Origin of the sequence: Halorubrum sp. CBA1125, from assembly GCF_009742825.1 — an archaeon.
In the GTDB taxonomy this organism is placed as follows: Archaea; Halobacteriota; Halobacteria; order Halobacteriales; family Haloferacaceae; genus Halorubrum.
This window is the reverse complement of sequence record NZ_WPCE01000086.1, coordinates 1-11,864: the sequence shown is the minus strand read 5'-3', so window position 1 is coordinate 11,864 and position 11,864 is coordinate 1. Positions and strand designations below refer to the sequence as shown.

Annotated in this window: 12 protein-coding genes and 3 pseudogenes; 6 read left to right on the top strand and 9 right to left on the bottom strand. The window is 60.9% G+C overall.

What is annotated here, in order from left to right:
* Positions 1-210: 210 nt before the first annotated feature.
* The 5 genes and pseudogenes from GJ633_RS09245 to dpsA (GJ633_RS09230) all read right to left on the bottom strand — a co-directional run.
* A pseudogene (locus GJ633_RS09245) lies at positions 211-523 on the bottom strand (IS1595 family transposase); the annotation flags it as partial.
* A gap of 117 nt (positions 524-640) precedes the next feature.
* Positions 641-1,267, bottom strand: a pseudogene (locus GJ633_RS17165) (IS6 family transposase).
* 360 nt (positions 1,268-1,627) lie between these two features.
* On the bottom strand, positions 1,628-2,200 hold the full coding sequence (gene dpsA, locus GJ633_RS09240; protein ID WP_156588587.1) for a DNA starvation/stationary phase protection protein DpsA: 573 nt from the start codon (positions 2,198-2,200) through the stop codon (positions 1,628-1,630).
* 2 nt (positions 2,201-2,202) lie between these two features.
* Positions 2,203-2,778: a DNA starvation/stationary phase protection protein DpsA gene (gene dpsA, locus GJ633_RS09235; protein WP_156588586.1), complete on the bottom strand. Its 576-nt coding sequence runs from the start codon at positions 2,776-2,778 to the stop codon at positions 2,203-2,205.
* 7 nt (positions 2,779-2,785) lie between these two features.
* Positions 2,786-3,331, bottom strand: coding sequence for a DNA starvation/stationary phase protection protein DpsA (gene dpsA, locus GJ633_RS09230; protein ID WP_156588585.1), 546 nt, complete (start codon positions 3,329-3,331; stop codon positions 2,786-2,788).
* A gap of 376 nt (positions 3,332-3,707) precedes the next feature.
* On the opposite strand from dpsA (GJ633_RS09230), the gene GJ633_RS09225 reads away from it, so the two are divergent.
* The gene (locus GJ633_RS09225; RefSeq protein WP_156588584.1) at positions 3,708-4,127 is read left to right on the top strand and encodes a metal-dependent transcriptional regulator; all 420 of its coding nucleotides are present in this window, start codon (positions 3,708-3,710) and stop codon (positions 4,125-4,127) included.
* A gap of 145 nt (positions 4,128-4,272) precedes the next feature.
* Here GJ633_RS09225 and GJ633_RS09220 read toward each other — a convergent pair whose 3' ends face one another.
* Both GJ633_RS09220 and GJ633_RS18265 read right to left on the bottom strand, forming a co-directional pair.
* Positions 4,273-4,716, bottom strand: coding sequence for a DUF6653 family protein (locus GJ633_RS09220; RefSeq protein ID WP_156588583.1), 444 nt, complete (start codon positions 4,714-4,716; stop codon positions 4,273-4,275).
* 62 nt (positions 4,717-4,778) lie between these two features.
* A complete protein-coding gene (locus GJ633_RS18265; RefSeq protein WP_156588582.1) occupies positions 4,779-5,651 on the bottom strand; it encodes a type II CAAX endopeptidase family protein in 873 nt (290 codons plus the stop codon).
* 190 nt (positions 5,652-5,841) lie between these two features.
* Here GJ633_RS18265 and GJ633_RS09210 point away from each other — a divergent pair, with 190 nt between their 5' ends.
* Positions 5,842-6,717, top strand: a complete 876-nt coding sequence (locus tag GJ633_RS09210; protein WP_156588581.1) for an NAD(P)-dependent oxidoreductase — start codon at positions 5,842-5,844, stop codon at positions 6,715-6,717.
* Positions 6,718-6,843: 126 nt separating this feature from the next.
* Entirely contained in the window at positions 6,844-7,446 is a 603-nt protein-coding gene (locus GJ633_RS09205; RefSeq protein ID WP_156588580.1) for an NADPH-dependent F420 reductase, read from the top strand.
* A gap of 30 nt (positions 7,447-7,476) precedes the next feature.
* Here GJ633_RS09205 and GJ633_RS09200 read toward each other — a convergent pair.
* A pseudogene (locus GJ633_RS09200) lies at positions 7,477-8,633 on the bottom strand (methionine adenosyltransferase).
* Positions 8,634-8,785: 152 nt separating this feature from the next.
* On the opposite strand from GJ633_RS09200, the gene GJ633_RS09195 reads away from it, so the two are divergent.
* Positions 8,786-9,403, top strand: coding sequence for a class I SAM-dependent methyltransferase (locus GJ633_RS09195; protein WP_156588579.1), 618 nt, complete (start codon positions 8,786-8,788; stop codon positions 9,401-9,403).
* Between the two features lie 186 nt (positions 9,404-9,589).
* Here the strand turns inward: GJ633_RS09195 and GJ633_RS09190 are convergent, their stop codons facing one another.
* Positions 9,590-10,831: a hypothetical protein gene (locus tag GJ633_RS09190; protein ID WP_156588578.1), complete on the bottom strand. Its 1,242-nt coding sequence runs from the start codon at positions 10,829-10,831 to the stop codon at positions 9,590-9,592.
* A 353-nt stretch (positions 10,832-11,184) separates the two neighbouring features.
* Here GJ633_RS09190 and GJ633_RS09185 point away from each other — a divergent pair, with 353 nt between their 5' ends.
* Entirely contained in the window at positions 11,185-11,484 is a 300-nt protein-coding gene (locus tag GJ633_RS09185) for a hypothetical protein (RefSeq protein ID WP_231741313.1), read from the top strand.
* A gap of 2 nt (positions 11,485-11,486) precedes the next feature.
* Positions 11,487-11,624 (top strand): hypothetical protein, encoded by a 138-nt coding sequence (locus GJ633_RS17160; protein ID WP_197431307.1) that lies wholly within the window; start codon positions 11,487-11,489, stop codon positions 11,622-11,624.
* The last annotated feature ends 240 nt before the right edge of the window (positions 11,625-11,864 follow it).

Here is an 11,864-nt window from a genome sequence, read left to right as displayed (position 1 = left end):
CGATGGGTCCTTGGACTGTAGTGAACGAATCCTGTTGAGACGTGTTGAAGCCTTCTATGACGCCCTAAAGCACGTTGTTGGTGAACTAGAGAGGGTTCGAACGGTTTTCTCGAGCCTTCTCGACCAAGTTTGCAGCAGATTCGCCAGCGGAGCAGAACGGCTCTGAGATACCGCGTGAGTTCGTCTTTTGAGGCGCCTCGGTGTGGTATTGTCTTCGGTGTAGCTCCCTCGGCCGCGTTTCGAGAGATCACGCAAACCGGACTCCCGATCGCGCTCGCGGCCTGTTAGTCCCGCGCTCACGTCGTGTCGAGTCCGATCTTCGCGTGCACCAAGGTCGTGTGGTCTTGGTGTTGAACGTGCGGTCGCAGTCCTTACCCAGATACCGCTTGTCCTCTCGATAGCTACCGTGTTGGATCACTGGCTCAGATCGGTAGCGCGGATACTGGAGGCTATCGCATCAGCGAACCTGCTCCAGCAGGTTCGCGGCGCTTGTTTCCGATTTCAGCACCTCAAGCGGGAACACTGCGTTCGAGTCAAACGAGAACACTGCATTCGAGTGACACTGCCGCGTCACCCTCATCCGCTACGCTTTCACAGTGTTAGCTCTACTCGATCAACACTCCACTTCCCAAGATCGTTTTCAGCGAAGCCGATTCCAGACGAAGGCGAACGCCTGCAACCAGTTTTCGACGATCTCTGTTTCGGTGTGGCCAGAATAATATGAGAACTGGTTATTGTATTATTGTACTTATTTATCTATATGTTTGACGCGATTCCGATCTCCGGGAATTTCGTGCTGGGATCGTAGCCCATGACGATGAGAAGCCGCTTGCAGCCACGGTCCTCCACCGACGAGAAAGATCGCATCGTCAACGAACTGGTTCTCGCGGAGTTCACCGGAGACGGCTTGATGAGCGCCCGTGTTCTCGTCGGATAGTGTTGCAGATGCAGCGGGCGGTTCGTTGGAGGATCGACCGCGGCGTACAGCCAATATCGGTCGTCGTTCAGCGGTCACCGTCCCGACGACCACGACGTGACCCGTCGCTCCATCGAGCGGCTGTAGGTCAGCCTTCGAACCTAGTTATGTCGGTCGAACGACAGCAATCGACACTAAACATATAGAAAACAAATATTGTATATAAAATTGGTAAGTTAGATTGATGGAGTCGGATGTCACGTGTCATCGCCGGGGCGGTGTCCACTCTCGCTCCAGAAGATCTAACTCGAAGCAGTCGCGACCATCGATGAGGCAGGCAATTTCTGCCAGAGACCAGCTGAAAATCGTACCGCCTCACTCTTCATCCGTCTCTGAACACGATCTCCGATACCCCGAACACTTTTGTTTAGGTTCACCTAAATCGAACCGATGACAACGTCTCGCAGTCGGACGCCGGATACCGAAACCGCGGGTGACCCGTCTGTTGACTCTCCTGGGAATGAAACTCCCGAGTTAAACGTCTACGAGCTTCACGCCGATCGGACCGTCCTCACTGAGTCCGGTAACACTGACGGATGGATCGCGACCGATCTGACGGTCACGCTTTCGGAATAAGGGCTCTCGAAGAGTCACGGACACCGAGTACCGGTGGTCTCCTTCGCGTCGATTGCGGGGGTCGGCTTCGATTCTCTATCGGTCAGCCGGGTCCCGTCGGACCAGCGAATCGTTTGCGAGATACTTGTCGAGCGTATGCGCGTCCGCTTCGAGGGTTTCGAGGTGCTCTCGCAGAAGCTCGCTGGTCGCCTCGTCGCCCAGTCGTTCCGCGAGTTCGATGTGCTCGCGAACCTGGACGACGAGCGTCGCGTAGCCGTCGAGATCGCGCTCGAGCGACGACCGCACGTCGTAGTGGTGGGGTGTCTCGATGTAGATCGGTGCGTGCTGACGGATTCCCATCGGACCGCACACCGGCACCCCACCGAGTGCGTGCACGCGGATCGCGAAGTCGTCGGTCATCTCGGAGAGCCTGTCGGCGGCGTCCTGGAGGAAGGTGCGGACGTCGTTCGATTCGGCCCCTTCCACGAGCCAGTAGTGTTTCCGCACCTGGTTGAACAGGATGTAGAGCCCCGACAGCTCGGCGTTCAGCGCCTCGACAATCCGTTCCGCCGCCGCCCGCTCGATCCGCAGGTCGTTCTCACCGACCGTGTTCCACTCGCGGCGAACGTGTTCCGCGTCGGGTTTCCGTAGGTGTGGTGTACTCGCCATGGTTATTCGCGTGTGCCCTCCCGGACCAGCGTGTCGTCTTCGAGGAACTGTTCGATCGCGTGTGCATCGTCTTCGAGGACTTCCAGGTGGTCACGCAGACGCTCCGCCGTTCCCGCATCGCCCAACTCCTCCGCGAGGCCGACGTGGTCGCGTACACTCGCGACCAACGTCGCGTAGCCGTCGAGGTCGCCCTCGAGCGAGGTTCGCAGATCGTAGAGGTCCTCGGCTTCGAGGTGAACCTCGGCGTAGTCCTGAATGGTCGGCGGGGTGTTCGGCGGGATGCCGCCGAGTTCGACGATGCGGACGGCGAGGTGGTCGTTGATGTCGCGCACGCGCTTGTACGCGTCCTCGAGGAAGTCGGCGACGTCGTGGAACTCGGCGCCCTCCGCCGTCCAGTAGTGCTTCCGCAGGAGGTAAAACAGGTTGAATGACCCGGCGTGGTCGACGCTGAGCGCGTCGACGATCGCGTCGGCTGTGTCCCGGTCGATCCGGAGTTCGTTTTCGCCGACGGTTCCCCACTCCTGGCGGCGTTCGCCGGTGTCGGGCTCTCGGACCAGACCGATCTGTCTCTTCGCCATCGTTCTCTCAGTGTGTCGCTTCTTCGAGTACGAGCGTGTCGTCTTCGAGGAAGTGCTCGATCTCGTGGGCGTCGTCTTCGAGGTCTTCGAGGGTGTCTCGCAGCAGTTCCCCCGTCGCGTAATCGCCGAGGTCCTCCGCCAGTGAGACGTGCTCGCGGACGGATTCGATGACGTCGCCGTACATCTCGAGGTCGTGTTCCATCGACGTCCGGACGTCGTACACGTCCTCGCCCTCGAACTCGACTGGCGCGCGCTCTTCGAGCGAACTCGGACCGCTGATCGGGACGCCGCCGAGCGCTTGGACTCGTTCCGCGATGTCGTCCGCGTTGTCCTCGGCGTCTTCGGCGGCGTCGCCGAACCAGTCGTGGAGTTGTTCGAACTCGGCTCCTTCCACGTTCCAGTGGTGCTTACGCAGTTGGTGGTAGAGGACGTACGTGGCTGCGAGGTCGGTGTTTAGCGCCTCGATCACCTGTTCGGCCTTGTTGGTATCGATCCGAAGGGCGTTCTCTTCGACGGTTCCCGCTTCGCGCCGGAGGGATCTATTGATACTCATCAACACACCCTTGGTGGGCCTCCCTCATAAATCTTGTCAATATATGTATATTTTAGGCCTGCCCAAAAATGTATCGAGATAAACGGAACAGCGGAGCAGAAGAGATTCGGCGTTGAACCGCTTTTCGCGCGGATTTCGCAGTTGCAAGGAGTATTCAACACGCGAAAAATCGAACGCCATAGTATGATTGTAACGTGACAAATACGCCGCGTTTCTTCGAATCACCAGCGTCGTGTGTCCCACGGTTCGCCGGAAGCAAAGGATACATATTGTTTTAGGCTAGCCTAAAATCAATGAGATCGCGTCGACAGCCGTCTGCTCGTGTGGGGTCGTTTTGTCGGACTCTACGGACCGCGGTCGAGCGTGAGTCCGACCCATGAGCTCCCCCGATCAGTACCTGAAGGTGATTTACGCCCTCGAGCAGTCGTACGAGGACGACGCATTCGTCGCCACGGGAGCCGTCGCCGACGCGCTGGACGTACACCCGTCGAGCGCCACGGAGATGTTTGCCAAACTCGAATCCCGGGAGCTGGTCCGCTACGAGAAGTACAAGGGCGTCACGCTAACCGAATCGGGGCGGGACCGCGGACGAGCGCGCCTCGAGGACGCGTGTGTCGTCCAGCGGTTTCTGCGGGACGTTCTCGGCGTCGAGGAGTACCGTGAAGCGGCGCAGACGATCGAGTCGGTTCTCGATCCCGAGGTCGTCGATCGGCTGTCGATACTCATCGATCGTCCGTCGGAATGTCCCCGTTGTTTCGACGAGGAAGCGAACCAATGCCGACGTCTCCGGGACTGAGGTGATTCTGGGAAACCGGGAGCCGATGTGAAGATCTGGATCTTGTTTTCGGGGCAGGGTTCCGAACCAGCAGGTCAGGGTGAACTGATTGAGCGAGGAGCGGTGAATCTTCGACGAGTTCGTGTTGTAACGCCATCAAAGAGACTCACGACCTCGGGGTGCTCTCGGCATCGTACCGACGGACGAGCGCCGCGACGTACCACAGTTTTAGCGCCATCGACAGCAGGCCTGCAAACACGGTGCGACGCGGCTGTCTGCGATACGCAGCGACGAGTGCGTATCCCGTCGCGGGGATGTTGAGCACGTTGAGGACGTTCGGGTAGGACAGAGCGAAGACGGGCTGTTCGCGGTCCGTCGTCCACCACCATTCGGCCAGTACCACGCGCGTCATCCACGCCTCGTCATCAGTCGGCGGGGAGAACAGGACCGGATTGACCACGGTAAAGACGACGGCAGCAACGGCCACTCGCCATCGTCGCTGATACACGGCGTACAGAATCGCGGGGAAGACGAGCGTTCGGCTCCACCCGCTTTTCGGGTTCGAGTGCCGCTCCCAGAACGTCTCTCGGAACCCGTCAACAGTTCTCATACCCACCAGTAGCTCCCCGATCCCAAATAACTAATCGAGCGGATGGGTGGTCCGTCTTCGGCTCACCGCTCGCGAGGCTGTGCGGACGCAGCCGCGTCGTGGGCGAACTCCCGAGTCAACGACGGCGACCCGAACAGCGCGATGCCGACGGCAGCGAGTCCGAAGGCGATAACGCCGGCCGCCCCGACCGGACTGGCGACCAACTCGCCGAGCACGGCGTCATTTGCGACCGCGTAGGCGACGACGATACCGGCGGACCCGTTGAACACGCCGTGGAGTAACGCCGCCGCGAGCACGGACTGCGCGCGGACGACGAGATACGTGTACACGGGAGAAAAGGAGAGACAGGCGATCGTCATAGCGACGACGCCGACTACCGGGAATGAGGGATAGTTGTAGCCGGCGACGACGACCGGCGCGTGCCAGATCCCCCAGAGCGCACCGATCGCGAACGAGGCCTTCCAGAAGCCCCACGGGGCAAGCTCCCACAGCAGGTACCCCCGCCAGCCGAACTCCTCCCCGAACGCGAAGACCGCGTTCACGGTCGTCCCGAGTCCGAGCACGAGGCCGAACGTCGCCGCCACACCGAGAAACCCCGACGGCAATCCGATCCCCGGCATCGGATCGACCGTCGGATCGAACCCGACGCCGGGAACGGTGACCGCGACGAGGAGCGTCAACCCGACGAGCGGCAGCGCGATCGCGGCAGCCACGGCGAGCCACCACCCCCGTCCGATTCGGAGGCCGACAGCAGAAAGCGGGACGCCCCCGCGCAGACACACGACGAGTCCGGCGATCATCGGAGAGAACATGTACGCTGGCGCGAGCGTAATCGGGCTCACCTCGGCGATGCCGGAGACGACGTGGAGGCCGACCGCGAAGACAGCGAGGACGCCGACAAAGCGTGTGAGACGGCTTCGATCAGGGCTCGTCACTCGTCATCACCATACCAGACGAGACGGGTCTATTGTAAAAAGATTATCACTATCACGGAGCGCCACGCCGTAACCGCTGATAAAGCCTCCAGGCGACCTACGGAGGAGGGAATTGAAGGCGCAACCGGCACCGAATCTTCACCCCCGATCGACGCGAACAATTTTATTCGAGGGGGTAGTTCCTTGTCCCATGGATATCGTCGTTACGGGTGCCGTGGGGCAGGCGGGCAGTTGGACGGTCGATCACTTCGCTGATGCGGGCTACGAGGTGCTCGGCCTCGACGTGGGGCGGCCGCCCGGCGACCGGGCGAACGTCGAGTTCCGCCCGGCAGATGTAACCAATCAGGGCGAAATCCTCGAGTTGATACTCGACGCCGACCCCGATGTCGTGATCCACTTCGCGGGGTTACGAAGCGATCGCGGCTCGGGCAACGCGATCTTCCGCACGAACGTCCAGGGAACGTACAACGTGCTAGAAGCGGCCGGACGGACGGACGCAGACGTGATCTGGGCGTCCAGCGAGGCCGCGTACGGTCGGCTCTTCTCAGACAACCCGCTCGAATACCTGCCGATCGATGAGTCGCATCCGACGCGACCGAGGCGGCCCTACGGGACGTCGAAGCTTCTGGGCGAGGAAGCCGGCAAAGCCGTGTCCAGACGGTACGGCATCTCCGTCGTCTCCATGCGCGCGACGTACATCCGCTACCCCGGCGAGTACTGGACGGAGACGCTCGATCCGGACGACGAAGAACGGCTTGGCGCGACGAAAAACCTCTGGGGCTACGTCGACATTCGCGACGTGCTCACGTTCATCGAAGCCGCCGTCGAGGCCGATCTCGACGGCCACGAGGCGTTCAACGTCTCCGCCGTCGACAACCGTGCCGGTGCTCCCACGCGGTCCATCGTCGAAGCAGTGTACGGGAGCCTCCCCGAACAGTGTGACGTCGCCGACGAGGAGGCCGTCTTCTCCACCGAGAAGGCACGAGAACTCCTCGACTGGACGCCAACCCACCGATGGCGGGACGCGGCCGAAGAGGACGCCTACACGCCGTCCTTCCTAGAGTGATCGGTCGTGTTGTCCGCGAGTACCGCGGGCGTGTGAGCTCTTGACCAAAGGCCACTATCCGACGAGACGACAGCCGATGAAAAGGCGAGTACCGATATTGATGGCACCTGCACTGGACGATAGCTCATGAAGATAGGTATCATTGGAACGGGGAACGTTGGTGGTGCTCTCGCAACGGGACTGGCGGCTGTCGGCCACGAGGTCGTCGTCGGATCACGCGATCCCGAGACGAACGAAGTCGACGGAGTAGAAGCCATGACACAGCGTGCAGCGGCGGAATACGGCGACGTCGTCATCCTCGCACTCCCGGCCGGTGTCGTCGCCGACGTCGCGGCTGATCTGCAGGACGCCCTCGTGGAGAAGCCGGTACTCGATACAGCCAACGAATACCCGAACGCCGGGTCGGAACGGTCTCTCGCGACACGTGTTGCCGACGCCGTCCCCGACGCACACGTCGTGAAGGCATTCAACACGATCGGCGCGAACCGTATGACCGACCCCATCGTCGATGGAGAAGCCGCGACGATGTTCCTCGCAGGTGACAGCGCAGAGGCCGTCGATACCGCTCGAACCCTGGCAGCTGATCTCGGTTTCGAACCGGTCGTCGCTGGCGGCCTCGGTGCGGCGAGCCACCTCGAACATCTCGCTCGGTTCTGGATTCACCTCAGCGGGCAGCATAGCCGCGACATTGCGTTCCGTCTGCTCCGTGAAGAACAGCCGAACGAATAGATTCGCTGACCACGCAGCGACTGATGGTTGTTAGAACACCATCACTTCGCCGGCAAGAATGTCTGCGGTCAAGCGATCGATGGTTGCGAGTTGGTCATCGACGACCGACCGGACCGTGTTCTCATCTGTGCTGGTAGTGGTGACATCGACAGCCAGTGGTTCGCTGACAGGATCGCCAATTCGAGAGAGAATCTGCACACAACTGTAGGCGGCACCGAGGTCCTCGTCGAGTCCGCGAGCGATCCGGAGGGCGAGTAGGTTGTACAGCTTCCCGACGTGAGTGACCGGGTTCTTCCCGGCAGTCGCCTCGAGACTCATCGGGCGGTAGGGCGTGATGAGGCCGTTCGCACGGTTCCCGCGGCCGACAGCACCGTCGTCGCCCGCCTCCGCCGAGAGACCAGTCGTCGTGAGGTACACCGACCCCGAGTCGTAATCGTCGGCCGCGTTTACCTCGATGGAGACCGAGAGGTCAGTCGATTCGGCGGCGTGCTGTTCAGCGAGAACCTCGATTTGATCGATCACGGTTCGATATTCGGACAGATCTGCCACGTAGCGGTCGATCACCGCAGCTGCGACAGTCAAATAGAGGTGTGACCCGCGACGCAGTGCGATGAGTTTTACGTCCCTGCCAACGGCGTCGAGTTCGCGGTGAAGCCGTGGTTCGAGCGTCCTGACGACCCGCTCGGTCGCTGTGCCGGGCGCGTGGCCGACGCCGAAACTCGTGTCGTTTGCCAGCGGTTCGTCGCCACGCCCGAACAGTGCTTCGAGGTCGCCGGACGTTCGTCCAATTCGGGTGTCCACGACGACGTGATCGGACGCTAGTTCCGGTACGGTGTCGAGGAGATACTCGAGGGCGGCCGCTCGTGCGAGTTCGTCGATCGGAAGCTCCTCGCCCTCAACGGTGGTCGTCGCCCGCCCTCCCACGAGGACGTAGATCGGTTCGACGAGTGACCCGCCACCGTACGCCGCGCGGCCCGGCCAGCGCCGAGGTGTACCTTGTCGGTGTTGTGGTGGAGGATCCTGCCGAACTCGTCACGATAGAACCGAGACAATCGACGAGAGACCGCCTCGGCGACGCCGTCACACAACGAATCCGGATGGCCGATCCCCTTTCGCTCGACGAATTCGGTCTCCCCCCGACCGACGGGATCCGCGTCGACGGTCGTCATCGAGAACCGGTCAGTCATACGCCACCATCGAGTTACACTGGCAAAATCTCTGGGGACAGGAGTCACGCCAGCTCCTGTCGCTCTGTCGACTCAACCCGTACCGGGGGAAAGAATAGGTAGCCCATCCGCGAAACAGTGTTCATGCATCCTCGACTGAGCAGGAGGACGGGATGAGCGTTCCAACGCCGCCGGCCGAGCGCCCGATAGCTCACGTCTACGATGCAGCGTATACGGGCGTTCCGAATTGGGATATCGGTCGCCCACAGCGTGCGTTCGTTCAGCTTCTCGACGCCGGGCTCGTTCGAAGTCCCGTCTTGGACGTCGGGTGTGGAACGGGAGAGCTATCGTTGTTCCTGGCTCGTCACGGTCACGAGGTACTCGGAATCGATCTGTCACCGATGGCGATCCGGCAAGCAAAGGACAAGGCGAACTGGCGGCGGATCGCCGCCCACTTTCTCGTGTGGGATGCACTCGACATCTCGAAGTTACGGGCGGCGGACCTCTCGTTTCAGACGGTCGTCGATTCGGCGATGCTCCACATCCTGGGTGACCGAGAACGCGATCGATTCATCGACGGGCTCGGTGACGTACTCGCCAGCGGCGGGCTCTACTGCGTACTCGGAGACGCTCGTCGCACGGAACACGAGATATACGGAATCACGCCAGAGGAGATCCGAGACCGATTTCGAGAGGTAGACGGGTGGAAAGTGGTGTTTTTCCAACAGACGATTTTCGAACGGCGGTGGAGTAGCAACACGGCGTATTTCGTCGGTGTCCAGCGGCAGTGACTGACGACCGCTCGAACACTCGGTTCAATCCGCCAGTGAGAAACCATCGAAGGTGTCCGCCGAAGGATTCGGCGAATTGCCGCTGTATTGGTGCTTGATCTGCATGCATCGAGAACCGACGTCAAAGCAGATCAAAGAGCAGTACGGGCCCTGACTCGGTCGATACTCAAGCTCCAGGCGTGACGGTTACATCGACTCGCGTAACGCCCAGATATCGGTCGGCGGCGTCAGGTTCGACGGTTCCGCGCCCCGCGAGGTCAGGATCCCGGCGTGATACAGCATCGCCTTGAGCTGGAACACGGTGGGCGAATGGTAGACGTCCCCCTCGGTGAGGGGCTCGCGTTGTAACTCCCCGTCGGCGTTCAGGACGCGACTCCGGACGTCGTCGTCCCCGCGGACGAACAGTTCGACGGTGAACGACGGGTGCAACTCGTGGAGGTACTCGACGACGTCTGGGAGGGCCGGTTCGGTGATTCCGTCCTCGTGCATGTGCTGGAGTTCCTCAACGAGTAACTGCGTTGCCGGATAGTCATAGACGACGCGTCTGGTGAGCATGCCCCACTTCGGGGCGAGGTCACAGAAGCGTTCCCGCGAGCGCTTCCAGTCGTCGAACACCTCTAGCGCGGCCTCGACCGACCCGTATTCCCGGAGCGCGAACCTGACGACCTCCCGTCCGAGGGGTGTCAACCGAGTCGGGGTGGGCTGGTCGTCGATGAGGTTCAGAAATGCCGCCCCGGTTCTGGTGTCACTGACGGCACGCACGACGTACTCCGCGAGGACCTGCTCCGTCTCACGGCGGTGGTAGACGGCGAGCGGATACGCGAGGTAGTTCTTCGGATGATTGAGGCCGAACGACTTGCCTGCGACACCCTGCGCGCTGGCCTGAAACCGGATGGCGGTCGTCTCGGTCGTCGTTCGGTTCCCGACGACGCGAGGGGCTTCGACCGCATCAACGTCCCCATCGGAATTCACACCGAGGATGCCGACATTCAGTTCACGGGCTAGCGTCCGGGCGGACTGCGAGACGGTGTCCGCCGGGGCTGCGACGTACGCGGCGTTCGCTTCGTGGAGCCGGTCGTAAGCCTGGACGATTCCACGCTCGATGTCGGCGTCGGTTCGATTCGTGTGGCCTTTCGCTTCGACGACCACCAGCGGTGGATCGTCACCGAGGCGGTCTACGGCCAGTAACTCGTCGTCCAGCAGCCGAACGCCAACAAGGTCGGGGTAGCCAGACCCAATCTGGACGTGGTTGAAGGGCGCCAGTTCGTCCGTGACGTCCGAATCGATGGACTCGGTAGCGAGCCACTGCTCGGACGAAAACTGAGTATCGACGACAGCGTACCCGTCGTCGGCGTCATCCGGAAACAGGCGTCGCTTCGCGTGTGCCAACACGCGTGGTTCCGAGAGCGGCGACGCCGCGCTTGCCATGACAGGACAAACAAGTCACCAACTTATGAAGATACGGGGGATCCAGGCTTGTTACGAGAGCTTCTGACAACTCTCAATCGATAATCGTTCCAGAGGGTACTGATATTCGTCGACCAGATCGTCTCCACCAAGTGTATCATAGAGGAGTAAGAGATCAGCAACGTCGCTCTCGGCGTAATCACGAAGGAGACGTTTCAATCCCCCTGAGAATCGGGAGTGCGTCGTCGTGCGCACCGCCGTGACGATACGCCGCTGCAAAAAGAACCGTCGTATCCACGAGAAGGCATATCAACTCCTTCCGCCTCATCGCGGCAAATCATCCATTTGTCGATAGTAACAAGCGCACGGCGCTCATGTCGACTCGGATATTCTACGCCCTGAACGGCCTCCAGTTCGACTACGACCGAACCATCAAAGAGATCCTGAAGGCGCTCGCAACGGATGAGGCGAACGTGGATGACGAGGACGTAATTACGTATCTAAGAGCGAACACGGAGCCGCTTGCACCAGAATATGAAGCGACAATCGATCTCTGGCTGTCACGTATCGACGGCACAGCTCAGTTCTCCGGGCCACGAGAGCACGAAGAAGCAGATGAAAACCCATCCAACGAACCGAACGGGTATGACCATGATCCCTATAGGGAGAGCTAAGAATGGCTGCCGAAAGTGACCATCCCGAGATCCTCGATGAGATGTCCTCCGAAGAGGCGCGGCAGTATCTCATCCGGTTCCTCGGACGGCAGGACCTCGATGAACACGAGGAGATCTACGACGAACTCGCGACCGAATAGGACGCAATCGTTTCAGACGAACCCTCGTGGGGTTGATGCTTTACCATCGTAGGTCGTAACGGCACCACCGTCGTTCTGTCCCTGGTCAACCGCAAGCTGGGACGACGCTTCGATGGGTTCTGGCTCATCATGCTGAGTGTGTCGCGAGAGGTACTCCCACGTGGCGTTGAACGGGGGCGGACCCGCTCGACGTCACAGAGGTCCCGGTGACACCGGCGGCCATTCCGAAGCCGTCAGAGG

Bases quoted from the DNA above. Each gene is read 5' to 3' on its own strand.
- dpsA (WP_156588587.1), bottom strand. From the start codon at position 2,200: ATGGCGAGTACACCACACCTACGGAAACCCGACGCGGAACACGTTCGC.
- dpsA (WP_156588586.1), bottom strand. From the start codon at position 2,778: ATGGCGAAGAGACAGATCGGTCTGGTCCGAGAGCCCGACACCGGCGAA.
- dpsA (WP_156588585.1), bottom strand. From the start codon at position 3,331: ATGAGTATCAATAGATCCCTCCGGCGCGAAGCGGGAACCGTCGAAGAG.
- GJ633_RS09225 (WP_156588584.1), top strand. From the start codon at position 3,708: ATGAGCTCCCCCGATCAGTACCTGAAGGTGATTTACGCCCTCGAGCAG.
- GJ633_RS09220 (WP_156588583.1), bottom strand. From the start codon at position 4,716: ATGAGAACTGTTGACGGGTTCCGAGAGACGTTCTGGGAGCGGCACTCG.
- GJ633_RS09210 (WP_156588581.1), top strand. From the start codon at position 5,842: ATGGATATCGTCGTTACGGGTGCCGTGGGGCAGGCGGGCAGTTGGACG.
- GJ633_RS09205 (WP_156588580.1), top strand. From the start codon at position 6,844: ATGAAGATAGGTATCATTGGAACGGGGAACGTTGGTGGTGCTCTCGCA.
- GJ633_RS09195 (WP_156588579.1), top strand. From the start codon at position 8,786: ATGAGCGTTCCAACGCCGCCGGCCGAGCGCCCGATAGCTCACGTCTAC.
- GJ633_RS09190 (WP_156588578.1), bottom strand. From the start codon at position 10,831: ATGGCAAGCGCGGCGTCGCCGCTCTCGGAACCACGCGTGTTGGCACAC.
- GJ633_RS09185 (WP_231741313.1), top strand. From the start codon at position 11,185: ATGTCGACTCGGATATTCTACGCCCTGAACGGCCTCCAGTTCGACTAC.
- GJ633_RS17160 (WP_197431307.1), top strand. From the start codon at position 11,487: ATGGCTGCCGAAAGTGACCATCCCGAGATCCTCGATGAGATGTCCTCC.